27 protein-coding genes are annotated in these 24,320 nt (G+C 60.0%); 14 read left to right on the top strand and 13 right to left on the bottom strand.

The genetic code is table 11. From position 1 onward, the window contains the following. Nucleotides 1-23 precede the first annotated feature (23 nt). Nucleotides 24-2,552 carry an OmpA family protein gene (locus AC13QY_RS14870; RefSeq protein ID WP_488493626.1) on the bottom strand — a complete coding sequence of 843 codons (2,529 nt, stop codon included), beginning with the start codon at nucleotides 2,550-2,552 and terminating at the stop codon, nucleotides 24-26. 357 nt (nucleotides 2,553-2,909) lie between these two features. Here AC13QY_RS14870 and AC13QY_RS14865 point away from each other — a divergent pair, with 357 nt between their 5' ends. The 4 genes from AC13QY_RS14865 (at nucleotide 2,910) to AC13QY_RS14850 (ending at nucleotide 5,900) form a co-directional block, all read left to right on the top strand. Then, nucleotides 2,910-3,692 (top strand): ABC transporter substrate-binding protein, encoded by a 783-nt coding sequence (locus AC13QY_RS14865; protein ID WP_113354600.1) that lies wholly within the window; start codon nucleotides 2,910-2,912, stop codon nucleotides 3,690-3,692. Between the two features lie 118 nt (nucleotides 3,693-3,810). Further along, entirely contained in the window at nucleotides 3,811-4,623 is an 813-nt protein-coding gene (locus AC13QY_RS14860) for an ABC transporter permease (RefSeq protein ID WP_113354599.1), read from the top strand. Continuing rightward, on the top strand, nucleotides 4,620-5,450 hold the full coding sequence (locus AC13QY_RS14855) for an ABC transporter permease (protein WP_113354598.1): 831 nt from the start codon (nucleotides 4,620-4,622) through the stop codon (nucleotides 5,448-5,450). Before AC13QY_RS14860 ends, AC13QY_RS14855 begins: the two co-directional genes overlap by 4 nt. A 183-nt stretch (nucleotides 5,451-5,633) precedes the next feature. After that, complete coding sequence (locus tag AC13QY_RS14850) at nucleotides 5,634-5,900, top strand: usg protein (RefSeq protein WP_015340141.1); 267 nt, start codon at nucleotides 5,634-5,636, stop codon at nucleotides 5,898-5,900. A 44-nt stretch (nucleotides 5,901-5,944) separates the two neighbouring features. Here the strand turns inward: AC13QY_RS14850 and AC13QY_RS14845 are convergent, their stop codons facing one another. Beyond that, nucleotides 5,945-6,670, bottom strand: a complete 726-nt coding sequence (locus tag AC13QY_RS14845) for a DUF2270 domain-containing protein (protein ID WP_113354597.1) — start codon at nucleotides 6,668-6,670, stop codon at nucleotides 5,945-5,947. A 146-nt stretch (nucleotides 6,671-6,816) separates the two neighbouring features. Here AC13QY_RS14845 and AC13QY_RS14840 point away from each other — a divergent pair, with 146 nt between their 5' ends. The 4 genes from AC13QY_RS14840 (at nucleotide 6,817) to AC13QY_RS14825 (ending at nucleotide 9,259) form a co-directional block, all read left to right on the top strand. After that, entirely contained in the window at nucleotides 6,817-7,641 is an 825-nt protein-coding gene (locus AC13QY_RS14840) for a methyltransferase domain-containing protein (RefSeq protein WP_113354596.1), read from the top strand. 115 nt (nucleotides 7,642-7,756) lie between these two features. Continuing rightward, complete coding sequence (locus tag AC13QY_RS14835; RefSeq protein WP_113333082.1) at nucleotides 7,757-8,449, top strand: glutathione S-transferase family protein; 693 nt, start codon at nucleotides 7,757-7,759, stop codon at nucleotides 8,447-8,449. Next, the gene (locus AC13QY_RS14830) at nucleotides 8,442-8,786 is read left to right on the top strand and encodes an ArsR/SmtB family transcription factor (RefSeq protein WP_069613092.1); all 345 of its coding nucleotides are present in this window, start codon (nucleotides 8,442-8,444) and stop codon (nucleotides 8,784-8,786) included. The genes AC13QY_RS14835 and AC13QY_RS14830 overlap by 8 nt, the downstream gene beginning before the upstream one ends. Further along, nucleotides 8,783-9,259: an SRPBCC family protein gene (locus AC13QY_RS14825; RefSeq protein WP_488493625.1), complete on the top strand. Its 477-nt coding sequence runs from the start codon at nucleotides 8,783-8,785 to the stop codon at nucleotides 9,257-9,259. The genes AC13QY_RS14830 and AC13QY_RS14825 overlap by 4 nt, the downstream gene beginning before the upstream one ends. Here the strand turns inward: AC13QY_RS14825 and AC13QY_RS14820 are convergent. From AC13QY_RS14820 to AC13QY_RS14805, 4 genes are all read right to left on the bottom strand, one after another. Beyond that, a complete protein-coding gene (locus tag AC13QY_RS14820) occupies nucleotides 9,256-10,056 on the bottom strand; it encodes an ABC transporter ATP-binding protein (protein ID WP_145317116.1) in 801 nt (266 codons plus the stop codon). The genes AC13QY_RS14825 and AC13QY_RS14820 overlap by 4 nt on opposite strands. A 10-nt stretch (nucleotides 10,057-10,066) precedes the next feature. Continuing rightward, nucleotides 10,067-10,903 carry an aliphatic sulfonate ABC transporter permease SsuC gene (gene ssuC, locus AC13QY_RS14815; RefSeq protein WP_152096070.1) on the bottom strand — a complete coding sequence of 279 codons (837 nt, stop codon included), beginning with the start codon at nucleotides 10,901-10,903 and terminating at the stop codon, nucleotides 10,067-10,069. 24 nt (nucleotides 10,904-10,927) lie between these two features. After that, nucleotides 10,928-12,103, bottom strand: a complete 1,176-nt coding sequence (ssuD, locus tag AC13QY_RS14810; protein WP_113333078.1) for an FMNH2-dependent alkanesulfonate monooxygenase — start codon at nucleotides 12,101-12,103, stop codon at nucleotides 10,928-10,930. Between the two features lie 194 nt (nucleotides 12,104-12,297). Then, nucleotides 12,298-13,266: an aliphatic sulfonate ABC transporter substrate-binding protein gene (locus tag AC13QY_RS14805; RefSeq protein ID WP_113354593.1), complete on the bottom strand. Its 969-nt coding sequence runs from the start codon at nucleotides 13,264-13,266 to the stop codon at nucleotides 12,298-12,300. A gap of 140 nt (nucleotides 13,267-13,406) precedes the next feature. Between AC13QY_RS14805 and AC13QY_RS14800 the strand changes: the two genes are divergently transcribed. After that, nucleotides 13,407-14,405: an NAD(P)-dependent oxidoreductase gene (locus tag AC13QY_RS14800; protein ID WP_488493624.1), complete on the top strand. Its 999-nt coding sequence runs from the start codon at nucleotides 13,407-13,409 to the stop codon at nucleotides 14,403-14,405. Between the two features lie 62 nt (nucleotides 14,406-14,467). Here AC13QY_RS14800 and AC13QY_RS14795 read toward each other — a convergent pair whose 3' ends face one another. The 3 genes from AC13QY_RS14795 to AC13QY_RS14785 all read right to left on the bottom strand — a co-directional run bounded on the left by AC13QY_RS14795 (nucleotide 14,468) and on the right by AC13QY_RS14785 (nucleotide 16,222). Then, entirely contained in the window at nucleotides 14,468-14,956 is a 489-nt protein-coding gene (locus tag AC13QY_RS14795; protein ID WP_069613098.1) for an Lrp/AsnC family transcriptional regulator, read from the bottom strand. A gap of 67 nt (nucleotides 14,957-15,023) precedes the next feature. After that, complete coding sequence (locus tag AC13QY_RS14790; protein ID WP_113354591.1) at nucleotides 15,024-15,656, bottom strand: uracil-DNA glycosylase family protein; 633 nt, start codon at nucleotides 15,654-15,656, stop codon at nucleotides 15,024-15,026. Next, a complete protein-coding gene (locus AC13QY_RS14785; protein ID WP_152096071.1) occupies nucleotides 15,653-16,222 on the bottom strand; it encodes a thermonuclease family protein in 570 nt (189 codons plus the stop codon). The genes AC13QY_RS14790 and AC13QY_RS14785 overlap by 4 nt, the downstream gene beginning before the upstream one ends. Nucleotides 16,223-16,345: 123 nt before the next feature. On the opposite strand from AC13QY_RS14785, the gene AC13QY_RS14780 reads away from it, so the two are divergent. Continuing rightward, a complete protein-coding gene (locus tag AC13QY_RS14780) occupies nucleotides 16,346-17,875 on the top strand; it encodes a sensor histidine kinase (protein ID WP_113354589.1) in 1,530 nt (509 codons plus the stop codon). A gap of 117 nt (nucleotides 17,876-17,992) precedes the next feature. Here the strand turns inward: AC13QY_RS14780 and AC13QY_RS14775 are convergent, their stop codons facing one another. Continuing rightward, nucleotides 17,993-18,385 carry a diacylglycerol kinase gene (locus AC13QY_RS14775; RefSeq protein ID WP_092716218.1) on the bottom strand — a complete coding sequence of 131 codons (393 nt, stop codon included), beginning with the start codon at nucleotides 18,383-18,385 and terminating at the stop codon, nucleotides 17,993-17,995. Between the two features lie 186 nt (nucleotides 18,386-18,571). Further along, nucleotides 18,572-19,588 (bottom strand): nicotinate-nucleotide--dimethylbenzimidazole phosphoribosyltransferase, encoded by a 1,017-nt coding sequence (gene cobT / locus AC13QY_RS14770; RefSeq protein WP_152096072.1) that lies wholly within the window; start codon nucleotides 19,586-19,588, stop codon nucleotides 18,572-18,574. 127 nt (nucleotides 19,589-19,715) lie between these two features. Here cobT and AC13QY_RS14765 point away from each other — a divergent pair, with 127 nt between their 5' ends. The 4 genes from AC13QY_RS14765 to AC13QY_RS14750 all read left to right on the top strand — a co-directional run bounded on the left by AC13QY_RS14765 (nucleotide 19,716) and on the right by AC13QY_RS14750 (nucleotide 22,431). Further along, entirely contained in the window at nucleotides 19,716-20,492 is a 777-nt protein-coding gene (locus AC13QY_RS14765; RefSeq protein WP_113354588.1) for an adenosylcobinamide-GDP ribazoletransferase, read from the top strand. A 19-nt stretch (nucleotides 20,493-20,511) separates the two neighbouring features. Then, complete coding sequence (locus AC13QY_RS14760) at nucleotides 20,512-20,733, top strand: DUF1289 domain-containing protein (protein ID WP_113354587.1); 222 nt, start codon at nucleotides 20,512-20,514, stop codon at nucleotides 20,731-20,733. After that, nucleotides 20,730-21,431 carry a retropepsin-like aspartic protease family protein gene (locus tag AC13QY_RS14755; protein ID WP_113354586.1) on the top strand — a complete coding sequence of 234 codons (702 nt, stop codon included), beginning with the start codon at nucleotides 20,730-20,732 and terminating at the stop codon, nucleotides 21,429-21,431. Before AC13QY_RS14760 ends, AC13QY_RS14755 begins: the two co-directional genes overlap by 4 nt. Nucleotides 21,432-21,525: 94 nt before the next feature. Continuing rightward, nucleotides 21,526-22,431, top strand: coding sequence for a DMT family transporter (locus AC13QY_RS14750; RefSeq protein WP_113354585.1), 906 nt, complete (start codon nucleotides 21,526-21,528; stop codon nucleotides 22,429-22,431). A 30-nt stretch (nucleotides 22,432-22,461) separates the two neighbouring features. On the opposite strand, the gene AC13QY_RS14745 is transcribed toward AC13QY_RS14750, so the two are convergent. Beyond that, nucleotides 22,462-22,986: a GNAT family N-acetyltransferase gene (locus AC13QY_RS14745; protein ID WP_113354584.1), complete on the bottom strand. Its 525-nt coding sequence runs from the start codon at nucleotides 22,984-22,986 to the stop codon at nucleotides 22,462-22,464. A 2-nt stretch (nucleotides 22,987-22,988) separates the two neighbouring features. Then, nucleotides 22,989-24,320: a bifunctional folylpolyglutamate synthase/dihydrofolate synthase gene (locus tag AC13QY_RS14740; RefSeq protein WP_113354583.1), complete on the bottom strand. Its 1,332-nt coding sequence runs from the start codon at nucleotides 24,318-24,320 to the stop codon at nucleotides 22,989-22,991.

Here is a 24,320-nt window from a genome sequence, read left to right as displayed (position 1 = left end):
GCCGTTCAGCTGTAAGCTGATCCTTACCGGTTCGATGCGACCGGGCGCACCAGCGGCGTAATGCGGCGGATGGTGACGCGGCGGTTTTCCTGCGACGGACCGAGCGTATTCACCTTGAGATACTGCTCGCCATAGCCCTGAGTAACCAGGTTTTCGGCAGGAATGCCGTAGACATCCGTCAGTACGTTGGCAACCGATTCCGCACGTTGGTCCGACAGGATCAGATTGCTCTGGGCCGAACCCACCGCATCCGTATGGCCCTCGATCAGGAAGGTTTCTGTCGGATCGCGCTTGATGATCTTCAACATGCCATCGGCGACACCGCGAAGGGTGCTCGCCTGCGACATCGGAATCTCGGCGCTGCCCGTTGCGAAGGTGATCGTGTCGAGGTCGATGCGGCGGATCTTGTCTCGGATACGAGCCGAATAGCGGACTTCGTTGACCGAATAGATGCGCTCGACCGGCTCGACCGGAGGCTCACGCAGGAAGTCGTAATAGTCGGCGTTGCGGTTCGATGCCGTGTCGATGATGTACTGGCTCAGCGGAATGAGCAGTCGCATCGGCGGCAGGCTGTCGCCCGGATCGCGGAAGTAGTCGTCATTGTCCGGACGATCTTCCAGTTCCGGCGAGTAGAACAGCACATATTCGCGGCCGCTGGCGTCGATGCGCGAGCGCTGGATGATGTCGCCGTAGCGGTTGCGGATCGTCACGACGCGATCGCCATCGGGCTGATCGATCGTTTCACGATAGCGGTCGCGCGACAATTGTTCGTAGACCGGCCGCTCGCCACCTCGGATGAAGCGCTCGCTGTCGTCGTGACGAACGACATAGGTGTTGTCGACATTCACGATGGTCCGGTTGTCCTGATTGATGATGGTCTGGACCGTCGTTCCCTGCGGTGGGGCAAAGTCCGGCCGGCGATCGATGCGGCGGCCCTGCTCGCTGGTCACGGCTTCCATCTTGACCGGGGGTTGCGGCTGGGCGCCGGCTGCCGCGCGCTGCGCCTCGGCATCGGAGGTCGGCGGCTTGGTGTAGGCCGGTGGTGGCTGCTGGGCCGGAGCATTCTGAGCCTGTCCGCTCTGCTGAGCCTGACCCGCCTGTCCACCACCACCCTGGGCGCCCGGAGCAGCGGGGTTCTGTCCGTTGTTCCGATGCTCGCCTCGACGAACCGCATCCTTCTGGCTGTCCAGAACCGCGCTTCCGTTTTCGACCGGCAGGATGACGGGACCATTGGCAGAGGCTGGGTTTTCCGCGATCTTCTTGCGGCGCTCCAGTTCCTGCGGCGAGACCTGCTCGGCCGGAGGCACCTGGATTTCGCCAGCTTGCTGGTCATTGCCGTTTGCGGCGGGAGCCGTTGCACTACCTTGGGCCGGCGTCGCGGCGCCATTGGCGGGCTGCTGCTTGCCGGGCTGCGACGTCGCCGGGTTGCCAGCCTGAGCGGGTTGTCCTTGCGGCGTGCCCTGCTGGGCCGGCTGCTGCGGATTGGCTGCGGGCTGCTCGCCCTGCTGCTGGTTCTGCGGCTGCTTACCGTGAGTTTTATCGCTACCCTGCTTCTGGCCCTGCTGGGCGCCAGGTGTCGCTGGTGTCCCGGGCTGGGTCTCAGGTTGCGCCTGCGTCTGGGGCTGAGCTTGCGTTCCCGGCTGTGCCTTATGTCCCTGGGTAGGCTCGCCGGCCGGTGCCGGCTGCTGCTCGGCAGGCTGCTTTGCCGGAGCCTCGGTCTGACCTTGCGGCTTGGGATGGGCGTTCTGTTCGGGCTGCGCCTGCTTTCCAGGCTGAGCCTCCTGATTCGGCTGTTCGCTGGCGGCGGGAGCCTGCTTCTCGGTCGGAGCCGGCTGCTGTGCCTTCGCACCAGGCTTGGCCTTCGGCGGCTGGGCTTCCGGCTGCGCTTCCGTAGCAGGCTGCTGCTCTACCTTCGGCTGCGGCGCTTCGGCCGGCTGCTTTTGCGGCTTCGGTTGCTCTTGCTCCGCAGGCTGTTTTGCTTCCGACTGCTTGGCCTTCTGCTTCGGCTGCGGGGCTTGTGGCTCTGCCTCGGGAGCGACGGCCTTAGGCTGCGGTTTGGCTTCGGGCTGTGCCTGAGGCTGCTCTTCAGCCGGCTGCTGGCGCTGCTTCTTCGGCTCGGGTGGGGCTTCCGCGGCCGGTTGCTGCTTCTGCGGCTTGGGCTGCTCCTGCTCCGCTGGCTGCTGATGTTCGGCCTTCGGCGGCTTGGCTTCCGGCTGCTGCTGCTTCGGCGCCTTCTGCTGCGGCTCGCCTTCAGGCTCGACCTGCTTCATCTGGTGCTGCTGCTCGCCGCCACCCTGATGCTTCTGACCCTCTCCGCCTTCGGCAGGCTTCTTGTGCTTGAGCTGCTCCTCATCGGGCTGAGCTGCCGGCGCTTCCTGCTGCGCCACCTCGAAACTGGTGTCGAGGGCCATCGCGGCCACATCACCGATGCCATTGTTCAGCGGTGCTATGGGCTGTTCACGAAGTGCCGCCGCTGCTGCCGGCTCGAAGGCGAGCGATAGCGAAAGCAGCGGAAACGCGGCGCTGGCAAATAGTCTGGATCGCTTTCCCATAGGGGTCTCCTCTTATGATCTTTGTCCGCCGAATTGCGAATCTCAGCGGCAAGGCGATTGCCTCAAGATCCCGGCCAATTTTCGGTTCTCGTGAGGCTGAATCGCGGCAAGCCGCTATAAGTTCCCGCACTATTAGGTTGCCGCAATTAACCCTGGCTGAACGCAGCGGATGGGTTTCGTTCAGATTTCCCTTTGGCGGGCTTGCATTGCGCAAAGGCAGGTTGCCTTCGTAATTCCAGTTGCATTTTCCAGAAAAAAAGTACGAATATCGCCGCAAGGCGGGCTACCGGCCCGCTCCACTCGAGCCGTCTGCCAAAAACAATAATGGGCTGCCGGCCACCAACAGAGAGGGTCAATATGCGCATCTCCACTCGTCTTCTTGCCGCCGCGTCCTTTGCCGCGATGTCGCTTGTCGCCGGCGCGGCGCTTGCCGACGGCGACACGCTCGTCATCGGCACCGACGCGACCTATCCGCCGTTCGAATCACTCGATGCAGGTGGCAAGTTCGTCGGCTTTGACATCGATATAGCCAATGCGCTTTGCGATCAGATGAAGGTCAAGTGCACCTTCGTGAACCAGGATTTCGACGGCATCATTCCGGCTCTGCAGGCCAAGAAGTTCGACGCGATCGTTTCCTCGATGTCGATCACGCCCGAACGTGAGAAGATCGTCGACTTCACCAACAAGTACTACAACACGCCGCCGGCGATCGCCGTTCCGAAGGACTCCACCCTCAAGGAAGCCACCGACGAAGCCCTGAAGGGCAAGACGATTGGTGCGCAGTCGTCCACGACGCATGCGAACTACGCCTCGGCGCACCTGAAGGATGCCGAGCTGAAGCTTTATCCGTCGGCCGACGAATACAAGCTCGACCTCAGCAATGGCCGCATCGACGCCGCCATCGACGACGTGGTCGTGCTGTCGGAATGGGTAAAGTCCGATGCAGGCAATTGCTGCAAGATGCTCGGCACGCTGAAAATCGATCCGGTCATCAACGGTGCGGGTGCAGGCATCGCCGTCCGCAAGGGCGATACGGCTCTCAAGGACAAGCTGAACGCCGCGATCGCTGCGATCCGCGCTGACGGCACCTATAAGAAAATCCAGGACAAGTATTTCGATTTCGACGTCTACGGCGACTGATCGCCCGTCGATTCCCTGGGAAAAGACGACGGCGGAAGCTTGCCCTTCCGCCGTTTTTGTTTGACAACGAGAAGAATATAAGCAGAAACGCGGCAAAAGCCGCTAGGGGAAATATAGCATGAGCGGATTGTTTTCCGCCCTTGGTTCCTTGTGGACCTGGTTGAGTACGATTTTTGATCCATTGTGCGGTCCTGCGGGACTGTTCACCGTGTTCAGCATGTTCCGACCGGATACCATGCTCGCTTGCGGCGATACGGGCTGGGGCGACGAACTGGCCGGCGGATTGAAGATAACCATAGCCGTCTCGGTCCTGACGCTGCCGCTTGGCGTCATCATCGGCTTCTTCGTCGCGCTCGCGCAGCAATCCGAGGAAAGGCCGTTGCGGCTTGCGGCAGGTGTCTTCACGACGATTTTCCGTGGCCTGCCGGAACTGTTGACGCTTTTCATCATCTACTACGGCATGCAGATCCTTCTGCAATCGCTACTCGCCAAGTTCGGCTACAATGGCCCCGTCGAGATCAATGCATTCGCGGCCGGCATGGTAGCACTGGCGATCGTCTTTTCCGCCTATTGCTCGGAAGTCCTCCTCTCTGCCTTCAAAGCCATTCCCAAAGGTCAGTATGAGGCAGGTGATGCCCTTGGATTTCATCGGGCGCGAACCATGCGGCTTATCATCGTGCCGCAACTCGTACGTATTTCCTTGCCAAATCTCGGGAACCTCTGGATGAACCTGCTGAAGGATACGTCTTACGTGTCCATCATCGGCCTTGCCGACATCATCAGGCAGACGGGGATTGCCGTTCGTGCCACCAAGGCACCTTTCACCTTCTATTCCATCGCTTGCCTGTTTTATCTGACACTGGCCGTCATCTCTTCCGTCGGCCTCTTCTATCTCGATCGATGGGCTAAACGCGCGGAGGTCCATCGATGAGCCATGCCGAAGTTCTGATCGCCGCGCGACCGGCACCGCCGGAGACGGTCAGGAAACTGTCCAAAGCGCGCATTGCCGGTTATTTCTTTTTGACCCTCTGGGCCATTCTCGGTATTTCGCTGCTGGCGATGATCGTCTTCGGCTGGGACGTCGACAAGCTCGAAACCTACGGCCCGAGGCTTCTGCATGGCCTGGGCATTACGATCAAACTGGTCGCCACATCCTTCATCCTCGGCGCCATCCTCTCGATACCGCTCGCTTTCGCCCGTATGTCGAGCAATAAATTTCTAAGCACGCTGACCTATTGCTATGTCTATCTGTTTCGCGGCACGCCGCTGCTGGCCCAGATTTTCATGGTCTATTACGGTTTCCCGAGCTTCCGCTGGTTGCTGGAAGACATAGGTCTCTGGTGGTTCTTCAAGGATCCCTTCTATTGCGGCGTCTTCGCCATGACACTGAACACGGCCGCCTATCAGACGGAAATCGTCCGAGGCGCCATTCAGAGCGTGCCGAGGGGCCAGCGGGAAGCCGCCAGCGCGCTTGGTATCCATACCTGGATCGCCTTCCGCAAGATTATCATTCCCCAGGCGCTCATCGTGGCGCTCCGCCCTTACGGCAATGAGATCATCCTGCTGATCAAGAGCTCGGCCACCGTCTCCATCATCACCGTCTACGACCTGATGGGCGAGACCCGCTATGCCTTCTCACGCACCTATGATTACCAGATCTATCTCTGGGCAGCGATTTTCTACCTCGTGATCGTCGAACTCATGCGGAATGGCTGGGCACGGATGGAAGGCCGGCTGACGCGGCATCTCAAGCGCTGATCTCGCCAAGGCTGCGCCCAGGCGCAACCTTGGCAGCACTCCCACATAGATGCTGCTAACACATTGATTTCTGTGAATAAATTTAGTTCATGACATTTTTGTAAAGCTTGAGTTTACCATCTGCTGTTTCCATATTTGAGTGACCATGAGTCACGAAAAAATGGGAACGGAAAGAGAAAGCTCATGCATAACGACATGCAAAAGCAGTTGCAGGGTTATGGGTTGACCACGGCGCAGATCTTCTACCGCCTGCCCGATCATCCGCAATTCCTGCAGACCTATATCTGGCAGGACTATGATCTCGCCCCGAACTTCCCGGAAATGCGCGGCTTCCTGAAATTCTGGCAGGAAACGCTGGATGGCCCGCTGCATTCCGTGCGCTATGTCCATCGCAAGCTGATTTCAGCAACCGAATGGCGGGCGCTAAAAGGAGAATTCATCCTGCACTAAGCAGCCGGATCGCCTGGACGACGTCGCGATCGGCTGTGCCGCCGTCAGACATGCGCCTCGCCATGGATGAAATCCCCGTCGTCCGGCCCGCGACGGACCGCACCGTAGAGGACGAAGGCATAGAATACCGCGACGAGGATGATGACCGCTTCGCCGGGCATCGGTCCGAGTGCCGCATTCTCGATAATATAGCTCCACGAGTGCGGCATCTCTTGCACGCCACCATTCGTCTGGAGTCTCGGTGTTGAAATCTTCAATATCCAAGCAAGGAGCAGGATTCCATACATCCAGCAGTAATTGCGCCTTAACCGCCGCTGCGCCGCCTCTGCATAGCTGAGTAAAAGCCGCGGAGACCGAAGGCTGGCCGCGATCGGCAGCGCCCAATCGGAACTGAGTTCGGCCTGCGGCGCCAGAATCTGGGCGAAATAGTGCCGCTCCAATTGCCGCACCCGCGAGCGGTAGACATCGAAGAAGCGATATCGCCGCGCCTCGATCATCAGCAGCAGAGTGATCAGCATCATGCCGAACAGCAAAACACCGTGATGCGATGTCGGCGTCGACAGCGACACGGACAGTAGAGCCGCAACCACCGTGATCGCCCAGTTCGATGTCCGGTCGATGCGATCGCGCCAACTCGTCATCCTCCCCAATTCACCCCGATAATAATGAGTCAGCGTATTGGTGACTTCAGCCGACGTCGACGGCAAGGAGGGGCGGCCGCGCTCCGCCGGGCCGCTTGTCGGGTTGGGTGCGGTGAGTTCATTGTCCATGGTGATTCCTCCCTTATTTTTTGTTCGGATAGCGCCCTCCCCAAGCCGCCTATGCCGAAGGTCATATTCTGCGCCTGCACGGCAAGCATTGCAAAAGCCGATCAGGCATCTTAATGCCTGCGTGACAAAAGGAAGGGCCTGTAACCATGGCAAAGAAGAAGATCGACGAAGACGCTCTGGCGGAAGCCTATAACCGGGCATTGACGCTGGAGAAGGCCGGCGATATCGACGCTGCGGTGCAGGCTTACGAGCATGTTCTGGCTCTCGACCCGGAGGATCATGGCGGCGCAGCCGTGCGCATCGCCTCGATGGGACGCGGCGAAACGCCGGTCAAGGCGCCTGATGCCTATGTCGAGACGCTCTTCGATCAGCATGCCGAGGTTTTCGAGGATGTGCTGGTGGAGCAGCTCGGCTACCACGTCCCGGTTCTCGTGCGCCAGCGCCTGCAGGCGCTTGGTCTCGGCCCCTTCAAGCGCATGCTCGATCTCGGCTGCGGCACGGGCCTGACGGGTGGCACGTTGCGCGATATCGTCGAGGATATCACCGGCATCGATATTTCCGAGAACATGGTCGAAGTCGCCCATGAGAAGGACATCTACGAGACGCTCTTCGTCGCTGAGGTCGAGGATTTCCTTGACGACAACGATGAGGATGCCTTCGATCTCATCACCGCGACGGATGTCCTACCCTATCTCGGCGCCCTGGAACCGCTCTTTTTTGGCGCAGCCGAAAACATGACGCCGGGCGGCCTCTTCATCTTCTCTTCGGAGACCCTGCCTGAGGCGACCATGGCTGGACGTCCCTATATGGTCGGCCCGCATCAGCGCTTCGCCCATTCGGAAGCCTATGTACGCGAACGGCTGACTGCGACGGGTTTCGAACTCGTCGAAATCACCGACATCAACGTCCGCATGGAAGATGGCCAGCCAACGCCCGGCCATCTGGTCATTGCCCGTCGTCTCGCCGATTGAAGCGAAATACATCACGCCGAAAATAGTTATCCATTTGGATAACTATTTCCTTGCGCGGCAACCAGCAACCTGATACTTAGCCATTCAGATAAGTATCAGCTCGGAAGGTTGTCGCATGTCCCTTATTCTCTATCAGCATCCGCTCGCCTCGTTCTGCCACAAGGTCTTGATGGCGCTTTATGAGAACGGAACACCCTTCGAAAGCCGCATCATCGATCTCGGCAATGCGGAATCGCGTGCCTCGCTGGTGCGCCTCTGGCCTCTCGCCAAGTTTCCAGTCCTGCGCGATGAAGCACTCGACAGCACCGTTCCGGAGACCAGTATCATCATCGAATATCTCGACCGGCATTATCCCGGCGCAACGCAGCTGTTGCCGACCGAACTTTCGGATGCCCTGTGCGTCAGGCTCTGGGATCGCTTCTTCGATCTCTATGTGCAGGAGCCGATGCAAGCGATCGTCGCGGACGTCCGCCGCACAGACGAGAATCGCAGCCCGCAAAGCGTCGCCGACGCCGAGACCTTACTGCGCACCGCCTACGGCATGATCGAAAAGCAGCTGGACGGAAAGATTTGGATCACCGGCGACAGCCTGACCATGGCGGATTGCGCCGCCGCGCCAGCTCTGTTCTACGCTGAAACCCTTGTCCCCTTCGCCAAAGAGCATGGTCGGCTGAGAGCTTATTATCAACGCCTTATCGAGCGCCCGTCCTTCGCGCGCGTATTGCAGGAAGCAATGCCTTATTTCCATATGTACCCTTATAGTGACAAGCTGCCGGCGCAGTTCCGGCCGGAAAAGCCGAATGCTTGAGGAAACACAGGCACTCGACCGGATGTTCCAAGCCCTGTCCGACCAGAGCCGGCGCGGCATGATCGACAGGCTCGGACGTGGACCGGCCTCGGTCACGGAACTGGCACAGCCGCTCGACATGGCGCTGCCGACCGTGATGAAACATCTGCAGGTGCTGGAGACGAGCGGACTGGTACTATCTGAAAAGACCGGCCGGGTGCGCACCTATCACCTGCGCAAGGAAGCGCTGGCAGCTGTCGAGCGCTGGATTGCCGAGCGCAAGGCGTCCTGGAACAGGACCTTCGACCGGCTCGACCTCTTTCTCGCTGATACATCGACGGAGACGACAGACGAATGAGCATCAGATCGACAGACCATACGACCATCACCATAGAGCGTTATTTCAAGGCGCCCCTGCCGAAGGTTTTCAATGCCTGGGCAATCCCCGAACAGAAGCAGCGATGGTTTGCCTGTCACGGCGAATGGAAGCAGCTGGATTTCCAGCTCGATTTCCCCACTGGCGGCAGCGAAAGCAACCGTACTGCCTCCACGGATGGCGTCGTGCATGCCTATCAGGCGCGCTATATCGACGTCGTCCAGAACGAGCGCTTCATCTATGCCTTTGACATGATGCTCGACGACGTCAGGATTTCCGTGTCGCTCGCAACTGTCAATTTTGCCTCAGAACCCGGCGGCACGAAAATGACCTTCGTCGAGCAGGTCGTTTTCCTCGACGGCTATAGCGACAATGGCTCGCGCCTCATGGGCACGGAAATCGGCTTTGACAATCTCAGGCTCTACGTCGAGGGGAACGATAGCGGGCCGAATTAACCCCGTGCGTCACCAAGGATCGCCGCCAGCAGCTGCCCTTCGAGCTCTGCCAGCGCCGGATTGCCATGGCGGCGCGGATGCGGATAGGGAATGGCAAGATCGAGCACGATCCTGCCCTCGTCCAGCACCACGACGCGATCGGCCAGATGCACGGCTTCGCTGACGTCGTGGGTAACAAGCACGGCGGTAAAGCCCAATTCACGCCAGACGCGGTTCAGCAATTCCTGCATGCTGATGCGGGTCAAAGCATCCAGCGCACCGAGCGGTTCATCGAGCGCGAGGATACCGGGTTTGCTGACAAGCGCACGGGCCAGCGCCACGCGCTGCTTCTGTCCGCCGGAAAGGCTGGACGGCCATTCGCCGGCCTTCTCGGCCAGCTGCACCTCGGAAAGAACGGCGGCCGTTTCCTTGCGTGAAATATCCTGCGGGACGCCCTCGCCCAGACCTACCGCAACATTGTCGGCGACAGAAAGCCAAGGCAGCAAACGCGGCTCCTGAAACACGATGCGCGTATTCGGTTGCGCGTCACTGCGGTCGGCTGCCTCAAAGCGCAAATGGCCCGCACTCGGCTCTTCCAGCCCCATAAGGATGCGCAGCAGCGTGCTCTTGCCGCAGCCGCTCTTGCCGATGACGGCGACGAACTGGCCGGCGGGAATATCGAGATCGATGCCACGCAGGACGCGGTTGTTGCCGAAACTCTTCTCCAGACCCTTGATATGGATGGCTGCCGCGCCCGTAACTTGGGAGGCGACATTTTTGGCTTCCGCCCGCGGGCGATCGAGTGTGTTGACGCTCATGGGAAGCTCCTCAATTCTGATAGGCCGGGTTCCAGCGCAAGGCCCTGCGCTCGATTGCCCGTGCGACGACATCGGCGAGCTTGCCGAGGATGGCGTAGATGACCAGCGTCAGCACCACGACATCGGTCATGCCGAACTCGCGGGCATTGTTGGCCATGTAGCCGATGCCCGACGATGCCGCGATCGATTCGGCAACGATTAGCGTCAGCCACATGATGCCGAGGGCAAAGCGCAAGCCGACCAGGATGGACGGAAGGGCGCCGGGGAAAATGACCTTCCGAAACAGCGTCCAGTTGCTCATGCCATAGACCCGCCCCATTTCGATCAATCCACGGTCGACATTGCGCACGCCGTGATAGGTATTGAGATAGATCGGGAAGAGCACGCCGAGCGCCGTCAGGAAAAGCTTCGATTCCTCGCCGATCCCGAACCAGAGGATGACGAGAGGCACCATGGCGAGATGCGGGATGGTGCGCAGCATCTGAAGCGTCGTATCCGTCAGCTGTTCAGACAGCCGCGAGACGCCATTGGCGATACCAAGGAGGAAGCCGATCGAACCGCCGACAAGCAGGCCGGCAAAGGCGCGGCCGGCGCTGACAAGGATATTGTTCGGCAGCTGCCCGGAAATCGTGGTCTGCCAGAAGGCGACCACGACTGCCGCCGGCGACGGCATAATACGGGTGGAGATCCATCCAAGCGACGAGCCTAGCTGCCATGCCGCGATGACGACCACCGGCAGCAGGAACGGCAGAAATCTCTGGAACGAGATGCCTTGCCGCGCGACCCTGGCCTGGCGCGTGCGCCGCTCCGAGGCCACGCGGACGAAGGACGTGTCGAATGCCGACATGGGGATCTCCCTTTTGAGCTGGCGTTACGAGCCGGAAACGACCTTCAGATTGCCGCCATGGCTGCCGCCGGCGAAAATCTGCTTGGCGCCGAATTCGTTGCGGAACCCGGCACGTTGCTCGTCACGCTTCAACCCCAGCTCGGGGAAGAGAAGCTCTGCAACACGATAGGCTTCCTCCAGATGCGGATAGCCCGAGCCGATCACGGTTTCGATACCGAGCTCCTGATACTCCCGCAGCCTCGCGGCAACGGTCTTCGGTGAGCCGACAAGCGCCGTACCGGCGCCAGCACGCACCAGACCGACGCCGGCCCAGAGGTTGGGCGACACCTCAAGCTTGTCGCGGCGGCCGCCATGCAGTGCGGCCATGCGCTTTTGCCCGACGGAATCGGACTGGTTGACGAATTGCTCCTGCGCTTCGCGGATCGTCTCGTCGTCGAGCTTGGAAATCAGCTTGTCGGCCGCAGCCCACGCCTCTTCGTCCGTCTCGCGAACGATGAAATGCAGACGGATGCCGAAGCTGACTTCGCGTCCCCGCTTGGCAGCGGCCGCCCGCACCTTTGCAATTTTCTCGGCGACCTGTGCCGGCGGCTCGCCCCAGGTCAGATACTTGTCGACGCGACCGACTGAGAATTCGATGCCGGCATCGGAAGAGCCGCCGAAATAGAGCGGCGGGCGCGGCGCCTGCACCGGCGGTAGGCCGAGCCTTGCATTGGTGGCCTTGATATACTTGCCCTCGAAAGTGGACGAGCCCGTCTCCAGAAGCTCTTCCCAGACATGGAAGAATTCATCGGCATGGGCGTAGCGCTCATCGTGTTCCAGATGAATGCCGTCACCGGCCAGCTCCGCCGGGCTGCCGCCTACGACGATGTTGAGCAGCACTCGGCCATTCGAGACACGATCGAGCGTCGAGGCGAGACGGGCATAATAGGCGGGCGACGCCGTACCCGGGCGGATCGCCACCAGGAACTTCAGCTTCTGAGTATGTGCCGAAAGAGCTGCAGCGGTGACAAAAGATTCTTCGCAGGAAACACCAGTCGGCAAAAGCACACCCGTATAGCCCAGCCGGTCGACCGCCTGCGCGATCTGCTGGAGATAGCCGATCTCCGGGCCGCGGTTGAGATCGGCCGTGCCCAGATAGGTGCCGTCACCGGAGGTCGGAATGAACCAGAGGAAATCGATGGGTTTTGCGGTCGCGGTCATGAAGCTTTCCTGCTTTCTGGATGCGCGTGGTCGGGAGCCACCTCCCGATGTTCGATCCGGATAGTGGCATAGACCAGGGATTATATCGACAATATGGATTTTCTAATCGCCTGTATCTGGCGAAATATTTTTGCTGATAAAGCCTATGCCCGTAGTGTTTGGGGCGCAGGCGATATCCGCGTATCTTGTCAGCCTCAGCTCGCCTTCGGCCGCCAGACGATGTCCGTGACGTTGAGCTTCTTCGGAACGATGCCAAGATTGTAGAACTCGTCAGCCAGCCCCTGCTGATAGGCGATCGCCGCATCTGTAATGGTTGAGACGCCGCCAAGATTCGCACCCGGACGCGTCAGCACCACCCGCGTCACCTCGGCCGGCACACCGGTGATTTCGGACATAGCCTTAACGGTGTTGTCCAAATCCGATTGCGCCGCCGCCCCCACCTTGGCCAATTCGTCGATGACGTCGATAATCACCTGCGGATTATCCTTGGTGAAATCGCCGTTCGCCAGGAAATAGCTGAAGGAATCGACGATGCCCCGCGCAGTCGCGAGGATGCGTGTATCCGGATCAGCCTCTGCAATGGCGAGATAGGGATCCCAGATCGACCAAGCGTCGATCGCGCCCGTCTTGAACGCAGCGGACGCATCCGGCGGCGCGAGATCGAGCGGCTGGACATCGTTGATACCAAGCCCACCTTTGCGAAGCGCCTTAACGGCGACGTTGTGGGCGCTGGAGCCGCGCTTGAAGGCAAGCTTCTTTCCCTTGAGATCGGCAAGCGTCTGGATCGGCGAATCCTTGCGCACGAGAATGGCGGAGCTTTCGGGGCTGCCGGTGTAAATGCCGACATAGAGCAGATTGCCATTGGCAGCCTGCGCAAACAGCGGCGGCACATCGCCCGTGGCACCGAAATCGAGAGCACCGGCGCCGAGAGCTTCAAGTAGCGGCGGACCGGATGTGAATTCTGACCATTCCACGGATATGCCGCGATCGGAAAGTCGCTTTTCCAGCGCCCCTTCGCGCTTCGCCAATGCCAATACGCTGTTCTTCTGCCAGCCGATCCGAAGCGTCGTGGCCGCGGCCGCACGTGACTGTCGAACGGAAGGTAAAGCGAAAGCTGCCGCCGTCGCACCGAGAAGGCCGAGTGTCTGTCTGCGCGAAATCATCGAAGATCCCTTTTCATGAGGCCTCGGCGCTTCCGCGGCCATCGGCTCGTTGTCGATGGCTTAAGATCGCAAATCCATAGATTATATCGACAAAGGAAATTATGAAAATTCGCAACGAGAGCGAAATTCAATTCCAATAAATGCAAAAATTGGAAATGAGATTTCAAATCATATACCATGGTGACAAGTTGCCCGACAAATCGGTCTTTCGTCTCTCTGGCCTTTCGGCTAAGCCTTCGAAACAAATTCGGTCACGGAGTTATGAAATGGCAAAGGTCTCGTTCATCGGCATGGGCGTCATGGGCTATCCCATGGCCGGGCATTTGAAGGTCAAGGGTGGGCATGACGTCACCGTCTATAACCGCACCACCGCCAAGGCCGAGGCATGGGCCAAACAATATGACGGCATGTTTGCCCCTACCCCAGCTGAGGCCGCTGAAGGTGCCGATTTCGTCTTCACCTGCGTCGGCAATGACGACGACCTGCGCTCGGTGACGACAGGCGAGAACGGCGTCCTTTCAACCATGAAGGCGGGCTCCGTGCTCATCGACAACACGACGGCGAGCGCTGAAGTCGCCCGCGAACTCTACGCCGCCGCAAAGGAAAAAGGCGTCGACTTCATCGACGCCCCGGTTTCCGGCGGACAGGCGGGCGCGGAAAACGGCGTGCTGACCGTCATGTGCGGCGGTGACGAAGTCGTCTTCGAGAAGGCTCACCCTGTCATCGACGCCTATGCCCGCATGGTCGGCCTGATGGGGCCTGTCGGCGCGGGACAACTGACCAAGATGATTAACCAGATCTGCATTGCCGGTATCGTCCAAGGCCTGGCCGAAGGCATTCATTTCGGCAAGCAGGCAGGGCTCGATATCGAAAAGGTCGTTGAGGTCATTTCCAAGGGTGCCGCCGGCTCCTGGCAGATGGAGAACCGCCACAAGACCATGATTTCGAGCAAATATGATTTCGGCTTCGCAGTGGACTGGATGCGCAAGGATCTCAGCATCGTGCTCGAGGAAGCCCGCCGCAACAAAGCCAAGCTGCCGCTCACCGCCCTCGTCGATCAATTCTACGGCGACGTCCAGGCGATGGGAGGCAATCGCTGGGATACCTCCTCGCTGCTCGCGCGCCTGGACAAGAAGTAAAGGGCCGCAGCGAAATCAGCGGCTTCTTCTGAGCGCCTCTTCAAAACGGCGCTCAGTTCATGTCAGTCCTCGTTGGACTTGGCATTTTCCAGCAGCATGTAATCGAGCGGCAGTTCCGTCGAGTACTTGATCTGCTCCATCGCGAAAGCCGAGGAGACGTCTCGGATTTCGATCTTGGCGATCATGCGCTTGTAGAAAGCGTCATAGGCAGCGATATCCGGAACGACGACGCGCAGAAGATAGTCGACATCGCCGCTCATGCGATAGAATTCCACCACTTCCGGGAAATCAGCGATCACTTCCGAAAAGCGCTTCAGCCATTCGATGGAGTGGCTGTTGGTGCGGATGGACACGAAAACCGTGACCTTCGTGTTGACCTTTTCCGGATCGAGCAAGGCCACGCGACGGCGAATGACGCCATCCTCTTCCATCTTCTGGATGCGGCGCCAGCAGGGCGTCGTCGAGAGACCGACCTTCTTGGCAAGATCGGCTACGGCCAGAGTGGAATCCTCCTGCAGCAGGCGCAGGATTTTGCGGTCAAGACGGTCCATTTAAAGCATCCCTTCGAATTATATTCTCTCTATAGCTTATTTTTAGCGATAGAAAAGAAACTTTTTCTCAAGGAAGCAGGCTTTTCACACGTTGCTGCAAAACGGGAAGCAACTCGGCCTCGAACCAGGGGTTTCGTTTCAGCCAGCCGCTGTTGCGCCAACTTGGATGCGGCAATGGCAGGACGGACGGCGACCGGTTGGTTAGAAGGTAACGCCGCCACTGCGCGACCGTCTCGGTCATCGACCCCATGCGCTCCGCCCCAAGATGCCAAGCCTGAGCATATTGACCGATCGTCAGGATCAATTCGATCTGCGGCATCGCATCCATCGCCCGCTGCCGCCACAACGGCGCACACTCCTTGCGCGGCGGCAGATCGCTTCCCGCCTTGTCATAGCCCGGAAAGCAGAAGCCCATGCCCATTATGGCGAAGTGGTCCGGATTGTAGAAACTTTCGCGATCCACGGCGAGCCACTGACGCAAACGGTCACCCGAGGCATCGTTGAATGGCAGGCCGCTCTCGTGAACGCGCAATCCCGGCGCCTGCCCTGCGATGAGTATCCGCGCAGTCGACGATAGTGTCGCAACCGGACGCGGCTCATGTGGCAGGCGATCCGCCTCGCCCTTGGCCGGTGCGTCCCGACAGAGACGGCAGGCCGCAATCGCGGAACGCAGGATCTGCAATTCGCTCTCCTGCTTCATGGGGCGCTCCATCCGACAAGCTGGCGTAAATAGCCGAACAATCCGGCAATCGGATCGTTGTCACCAGCCATACGCTCCTCGCGCCGATAGTCGCTCGGCCTCTCGAAATCACTGGCCCAAAGCCCGGCTTTCGCCTGCCGTGCGCTCCGTTCCTCGCTCGCATAGGCACCATAGGAAACCGCCATGCCGTTGCGAACCATCGCGGCGTTGATATCGAGATCGCCGGTGACGCATGTCACCAGCAGGCGACCATAGCGATCCCTCTCCCATCCCCGGCATTCGGGCGCTCCGGTCTTAATCATTGTGGCAAGCGCCTTGCGTGCTTCTTCGCCGCAGGCCCAATCCGCGCCACTGCGCTGGCAGTGCTGCCGATATTCGGGAGCATCGATGCCTTTCAGCCTCAAGCGTTCGCCGCTGGCGGAAAGCGTGTCGCCATCGACGACATAAAACTTGCCGTTTTGAACGATTTCCGGTCGATTGTTCATCTTCAACGCGAATAATGCAAGAATGACAAGCAGCGCGAAAGTGACCACGCCGTCACGAAACAGGCGGCGCGACCGCATCACGTTGTTGCCTCCTTTAAGAACAAATCCTTGGCGAAGATGGCAAACAAATCATTTCGGCGCAGCATCTTCTTAAGATTTGAAGGCTAGTGTGTAGCCTCAGGCAGGCCAAGTTTCAATGTAACCATGAGCACCGGCGTCAGCACATCGACAGATAAAAACATTGTCGACCGATCGCGCAGTCACCGTAACCGGGCTGTGTCGAAGGCCGTGCGGCAAACGCGCGAACGCCTGCAAAGCGGCCATAGCCGCAATTTCGACCGCGAACTGATGATGATGCACATCGACACCTTACGGCAGAGTGCTGCCGTCGTGCCGATCTTCGTTATCGTGGTCGCCGTTCTCGGCGTCTACCTCACACATGATGCCGGCATTCTCTTCTGGACTATTCCGATCCTGACGGCCCATGCCATCAACATGCTGATCGGACGGCGCGCCAAGAAGCAGGAAATGTCGGCCGAAAGCGCCAGAAAGTGGCGACAGCTGCTCTTGCTGGGGCAATTGCTCGTCGGCTTCTGCTGGGCGCTCTTCACGATGCAAAATTGTGCGACCTGCGGTGGCGACAGTTTCGCCTTCTACAAAGGGACGACGCTGCTTGCGGCGATCTGCATCACGGCCATGTCCAGCTTCATGTTGCCGCGGGCTGTTCCATTTTCCTTCGCACCGGCGACCGTCGCACTGGCCGTGGCCGCGATCCTCACGCGAAGACCCTCCGATATCGCCCTCACCGCAGCCATTTCGGTTGCCGTGATATTCTTCAGCTTCATCACCAACCGCATGTATCAATCGAACCTAAAGATCCTCTCCTTCCAATCGGAGAAGGACGATCTGATTGCCGAGCTGGAAGTCGCGAAGTCGATGTCGGATGAAGCGCGCCGGCGTGCCGAGGAAGCAAACCTTGCCAAATCGCGCTTTCTTGCTTCCATGTCGCATGAGCTTAGAACGCCGCTGAATGCGATCCTCGGCTTTTCCGAGGTCATGTCGGCGGAGGTCATGGGGCCGCTCAACAATCCGACCTATCGCGAATACACCAGTGATATTCATCGATCCGGCCAGCACCTGCTCAACCTGATCAACGAAATCCTCGATCTCTCGCGCATCGAGGCCGGCAAATACGAGCTGAACGAGGAAGCGATTTCCCTCCTCGATATTGCTGAGGATTGCATCGGCATGGTGCAGTTGCGCGCCCGCGCCAAAAACATTTCGATCTCATCGCAATTCGAAGCGCAGCTGCCCTCGGTCTGGGCCGATGAGAAATCGATGCGCCAGGTGATCCTTAATCTCCTGTCGAATGCGGTGAAATTCACGCCGCAAGGCGGCGAGATCAGCGTCAAGGTTGGCTGGACGGCCGGCGGCGGCGAATATGTCGCGATCAAGGATAACGGTCCGGGCATTCCCGAAGAGGAGATCCCGATTGTCCTGTCCGCCTTTGGTCAGGGCTCCATCGCCATCAAGAGCGCCGAACAGGGCACTGGCCTTGGTCTGCCGATCGTACAGGCCATTCTCGCCAAGCATGACGGTCAGTTCATGCTGAAATCAAAGCTGCGGGAAGGCACGGAGGTCATTGCCATATTGCCGCCCAAGCGCGTGCTGCAAAGCCTGCCGGCGGTTGAGGATGCGCCGCTCGCCGAACGGCGCAAGAAGAGCTTCGCTTAAACGCGGCTCGGGTCCGCTAGACGCGCCAGCTTTTCACGGCATCTCTGAACCGCACTATCTCTTTGTTGTCTCGCAATTCCGGACGGAAGACCGCTACGCACTTTTCTTGGAATTGCTTTAGCGAAACAACAGATGGCTGCCGATGACATAAAGAAGGTAGATGCCGGACGCGACCAGCATGCAGAGAACGGCAAACGAGCCGAGGTCCTTGGCATGTTTGCCGACATTGGAAATCTCCGGCGAGATCCGGTCGATCACCTCTTCCACCGCCGTATTCATGGCCTCAACTGCGAAGACGGCGAGGAACAACACCATGGCGATCACAATCTCGCCGATGGTCGCGCCGACCGCAATCAACAGGATCAGTCCCACCCCGGCAAAAAGCAGCTCCTGGCGAAAGGCCGATTCCTGCAACAGCCGCTGAAATCCGCCCCAGGAGTAGCCTGCAGCGGCGAAAAAATGCCGAATTCCGGTCTCCTTGTTGACCGCAGATTTTGAAAACTCAGCCATTCGCGCTCCGCCCGTAGTGTCCCGGTTGCAATCTGGATGCCTTGCGAATACCGCCTCACCGTGGGCGAAGCAAGGCGACGCCGCTCGCCGCCTTCAAAATTCATTGCAGATTTATGACGAGAAACCGATCATCTACAGGAAATTGAGGCGGCGAAACGCTTATTTCAACGTCTCGCCGCCAAGTTTTCAGTGCTTGTTCGTAACCCCGGCGCTTTCGAACGTCGCCATGCCCGAATGGCAGGCGGCTGCAGCCTTGACGATGCCGGCGGCCAGTGCGGCCCCCGTACCCTCACCAAGCCGCATGCCGAGCGCCAGAAGCGGTGTCTTTCCGAGCTTCTCGATGGCGCGGAGATGACCTGGCTCGGCCGAGACGTGCCCGATCAGGCAATGGTCGAGCGCAGAGGGATTGGCGGCCTTGAGAATGGAAGCGGCAGCCGTCGCGACATAACCGTCGATGATAACAGGGATCCGTTCCATGCGTGCGGCGAGAATTGCGCCGGCCATCGCCGCGATCTCGCGGCCGCCGAGGCGGCGCAGGATTTCCAGCGGATCGTTGAGATGATCGCGATGCAGCGCCACCGCCTTCTCGACGGCAGCGATCTTGCGCTTCAGCATCTCACCTTCCGAGCCGGTGCCTGGGCCAACCCAGTCTTCGGCCTTGCCGCCATAGAGCGCGTAATGAATGGCCGCGGCGATCGTGGTGTTGCCGATGCCCATTTCGCCGATGCAGAGCAAATCTGTACCGCCGGCAATCGCCTCCATGCCAAAGGCCATGGTCGCGGCACAGTCGCGCTCGCTCAATGCCGGTTCTTCGGTGATATCGCCCGTTGGGAAATCGAGGGCGAGGTCGAAGACCTTGAGGCCGAGATCGTAGGCAACGCAGATCTGGTTGATCGCGGCTCCGCCGGCTGCGAAGTTTTCCACCATCTGCTGGGTTACGGAAGGCGGAAACGGCGTAATTCCCTGCTTGGTGACGCCGTGATTGCCGGCAAAGATCGCCACCAGCGGCCGGGTCACGGCCGGCGCACGACCGGTCCAGGCGGCCAGCCAGAAAGCGATTTCTTCCAGTCTTCCAAGCGCGCCGGGCGGCTTGGTGAGCTGCGCATCACGTTCGCGCGCGGCCACGAGCGCCCGGGCATCCGGGCCTGGAAGGTCGCGCAGCAATGCGCGGAAATCGTCGAATGGGAGGCCGCTGACGCTCATGAATGCGTTCCTTGTCTTTTGGTCTCAAATCGGGTTCTTTGCGTGCGACTCTATTAGTCCTGGGAATCGGCGTGAACAACTCCAAAAGCGCCCGATGCTGTCGCGCGCATGGCGGGGAGAGGAAGAAATGCGGGAATATATGCGTGACATCGCGCGCGCCGTCGCTTTCTTGAGCCGCGTTCCCGTGCCGTCGTCCTTCTTTGAAGGCCATGACGGCAAGCTCTCGCGCGTTTCACGCGCTTTTCCCGTTGCTGGCCTGCTGATCGCCCTACCCTCGGCGCTGACGTTCAGCGTGCTACTCGCCCTCAGCGCCGATCCGTTGATGGCCGCATTGCTGGCGCTTGCCGTGCAGACGATCCTGACCGGCGCCCTCCATGAAGACGGGCTCAGCGACACGGCGGACGGATTGGGCGGCGGCAAGGATCGCGAGCGCGCGCTCGAAATCATGAAGGATAGCCGCATCGGCACTTATGGGGCGGCAGCGTTGATACTGTCGTTCGGATTGCGGGCGGCGGCACTTGCAGCCATCGCCCGGCATCTGCCGCCTGAGGACGCCGCTGTCGCAATTCTCGCCGCGGCCACCTTGAGCCGCGGTGCCATGGTCTGGCATTGGTACGCCCTGCCATCCGCGAAACCAGATGGGATCGCGGCATCGGCAGGCAAGCCGGATGGCGATGCCATGCAGCTGGCACTGATTGCGACATTGGGCCTCGCGATACTGCTCGTCGGTCCCGCCATGGGCGTTCCGGCGTTGGTTGGCTGCCTTCTCACGACGAGCGCCGCGACATTTCTTGCCACAAGATATGTCCGTCAGAAAGTGACCGGCCATACGGGCGATACGATCGGCGCGACTCAGCAGATTTGCGAGATCGCTTCCCTCTGTACCCTTGCCATGTGCATTTGAAGCATCGATATATGATCCCATGCTGACACCTTGCATCCTCGTCTGTTCCATCGACCAGAATACCGGCTATTGCTTCGGCTGCGGCCGCACGTCGGCTGAAATCGGCGCGTGGATGAGCTATAGCGACGACGAGCGCCGTCAGATCATGGAAGTGCTTCCGGAGCGCCTGACCAAGGTCGAGCGCAAGCCGCGCCGGGAGACTCGCCGCCAAAGGATGGCACGGGAGCGCAGCGCCGTATGAACCGCCTGAACATCGTTCTCGCCATTCTCGGCATCGGCCTCGCACTGCTCATCTTCAACAACAACACTGGCTCCACCTTCGGCATGCGCAACGACGACTTCGCGCGTGTCGTCTATCTCCTGCCGATCGCTCTGATGATGAGCGCTGCGGTGTGGGCGAGCCGGCATACGGTCAGCCAGTCGATCCGCAATCTGCTGATCTGGTTCGTCATCATCATGGCGCTCGCGACCGCCTATATCTATCGCTACGATGCCCAACAGGTCGGCAATCGCGTCTTCGCCGGCCTTATGCCCGGCCACGCCGTTGTCGTCACGACGAGCGAAGGCGGTCAGGAAGTCATCCTTCACAAGCGCTCGAACGGGCATTTCGAAGCACGGGTCATGATCAATGGCCAGCCGATCGACATGCTGATCGACACCGGCGCCAGCACCATCGCCTTATCGCAAGAGGACGCCGAGCGCGTCGGCATCATTCCGGAAAACCTCACCTATTCGCAGACAGTGTTGACCGCCAACGGTCGCGCCAGGGCGGCTCCCGTGGAACTTGGCTCCGTGGCAATCGGCCCGATCAAGCGCAGGGATGTCGAGGCGAGCGTGGCCGAAGCGGGCAAGCTTGATCAGAGCCTGCTCGGCATGAGCTTTCTCGAAACCCTGGGGTCGATGCAGATGCAAACCGACGAGCTTCGGCTGCGTGATTGATGAACCGAACGCGATAGTTCGGTTGGGAGCGAAGCATTCGCCGGTCTCTTCGCTCTAAAAGACGGCATGTCCAAACCTTATAAGAGTGAATACGATGACGCCGGCAAGACCTAACCTGACGACCGAACTGCTTCTCCTCCTCGCCCTCGCCACCTGCTGGGGTGCCTCCTACACCTTCATCCGCATCGGCGTAGCAACCATCCCGCCGGTCACACTGATAGCGGCCCGCACCTTGATCGCCGGCCTTGTCCTGCTTGTGATTATTCGCTGGCGTGGTCTGAACCTGCCGCGCGACGCCGCCACCTGGAAGCGCTTCCTCATTCAATCCTGCCTCAACAGCGCCATCCCTTTCACGCTGATCGCCTGGGCGGAACAGACTGTCGATGCCGGCCTTGCGACCATATTGAATTCCACGACGCCGATTTTCGCCTTTCTGATTGCCGCCTTCCTGTTGCGCAGCGAACCGTTGACGGGCCGCAAGCTTTTCGGCGTGATTGCTGGCATGGCCGGTATCTGCCTGATCATCGGCCTCGATGCGCTGCATGGAATGGGCCGCCAGCTGCTGCCGCAGCTCGCCGTCGTCGCGGCATCGATCTGCTATGCCTGCGCCGCACTGTTCGGCCGAAATTTCAAGGGGCTGGACCCGATGATGCCGGCAGCCGGCTCGTTGCTTTGCGGTGCCGCTCTCCTGATCCCAGCAAGCCTGATTGTCGAACATCCCTGGCAGATTGCGCCGTCGACAGCCTCAATCCTGGCCCTGCTCGGCCTGTCGGTCGTCTCCACCGCGCTTGCCTTCAGCATCTATTTCCGGCTTATCCAGACCCTCGGCTCGGTCGGCACGACGGCACAAGCCTATCTCCGCGTCCCGATCGGCGTCACCATCGGCGTCGTCTTCCTTGGCGAACCTCTGTCTCCGACCGCAGCCATAGGTCTTGTCTGTGTCGTGGCTGGCGTCATGGCCATGACCATCGCCCCACGCAAGCGGATCGCAGCCGGATGAAATCCCCGTTCATCGGCTTGCATGGGACAATCAGATCAGAACGGACAAGTCGTCCCATGCAAAAATGAAATTGTCGGAACGCCAGACCGGACCCGGATCCGTGTACCGACCGATCAATTGCCCTCCGAGCGCACGATAAAAGGCAATCGCCGATTCATTGCCGACGACCACACCAAGCGCCGCACCCGAATAGCCCATGGATAAAAGTTCCCGCGCCAATTCTCGCATCAGACGACGGCCAAGTCCCTGGCGTTTGATGGAAGCATCGATATAGAGCGACTTAATCTCGCCTCGCCCCTTGAATATGGCATCGGACGGCGCGTTGATCGCGCCGATACCGACAAGCCGCCCGCCCTGCTCAGCCAAAAGCACGCGCTGATCCCGACGGGGATTTGCGAGTATATCCGCCCACCGCAAACGGCGGAAATCCTCGTCGAGAGCCTGATAAATCTCAGCAGACACCAGGTCGCGATAGGTGTCGCACCAGATCGCGCGATGCAGCCTCGCCATCTCGGCGACATCATTGGCAAGAGCAGGCCTGATCGTAATTTCCATCGTCACCCTACACTCCCCTGGACAGTGCCGCGCAGAGCGCCAACAAGATAGAGCGAGCCCGTCACCAGGATCCAGCCGCCGACCTCCGCAGCTTTCGCGACGGCATGATGAAGCGCTTTCTGCGGGTTGGGCTCGCCTTCGCAGGCCATACCCATCGAGATCGCCAATGCCTCCAGCTCCGTCGCCGCATGGGCGCGGCCCGATCCGGACGCTTCTGTAAAGACCGCATGGGCCACATATCGCGAGAGCACGTTCAAGAAGCCGGGAGCATCCTTGTCGGATGCAAGTGCGACAACCGCGATGCAATCGCCGCTGACGCTGGACGAGCGCGTGATATCGCGCAGGACTGCTTCGATATTGAATGGCACATGCGCGCCATCCATGATGACGGGCAAGCTCTGTCGCCCGCTTCGAAGCGTGGGTGGTAGGGCAAGGTCGAAGCGCTCCATCCGTCCCGGCAGCCGCGCCTTGTCGATAACGGCCGGTTCGAGCAGCCACGCGCCGACCGGCTGCCCTTTTTTGCTCGCTGTCTGCACGCTCTCGCCTTGTCGTCCCAGATGATCGAACACAAGGCCGGCCAGCGAGATATTCGTCTCAGCAATCGTCGCATCTTCGGGAAGATCGGTTCGCAGGACCTGGCAGCCAAGCTCATCGGCACGCTGCTGCAAGACCTTTCCCGCGGCATCGTCGATAGCAAGCGTGGTGGCAAGCGTGGCGCCGGACTTCAATATGCCGACCTTCTCACCCGCGATCGCCTCGCGCGTGACCCCAAGAATTTCCGTGTGCTCCAGCCCGATATTCGTGACGATGGCAACTTCGCCGAAGACGACATTGGTGGAATCCAACCTGCCGCCAAGGCCGACCTCGATGACGGCCCAGTCCAAGCCGACCTCTTTGAACACGAGGAATGCAGCGGCCGTAATCACATCGAACCAGGTCGCATCTTCACCCGCCGTCGCGGCCTGCTTTGCGCCCTCGTAGCCATCCAGAACCTGCATGATCGCCGCCGCCAGCGCATCATCCTCGACTTCCTGGCCAAGAATACTGACACGCTCGTTCACCCGGTCGACATGCGGTGATGCGTAGCGACCGACGCGCCAGCCGGCCCGCAGTAATCCCGCTTCGAGGAGCGCTGAAACCGATCCCTTGCCCTTGGTGCCGGCAACGTGGATGGCGCGAAAGCTGCGATGCGGATTGCCCAGGCGCTGCATGAGGTCGAGCATCGGCTCAAGACCGACCCGCATCTCCCCGCGCGGCTTGCGCTCCCAGTTGGTCAGCTGGTCGAGCCGGGAGAGTGCTTGGGGCAGCGAGGGATTGAGATGAGCCTGCGACAT

It is taken from the genome of Martinezella sp. CNPSo 3795, assembly GCF_057784475.1.
This window is presented reverse-complemented; position numbering and strand designations above follow the sequence as displayed.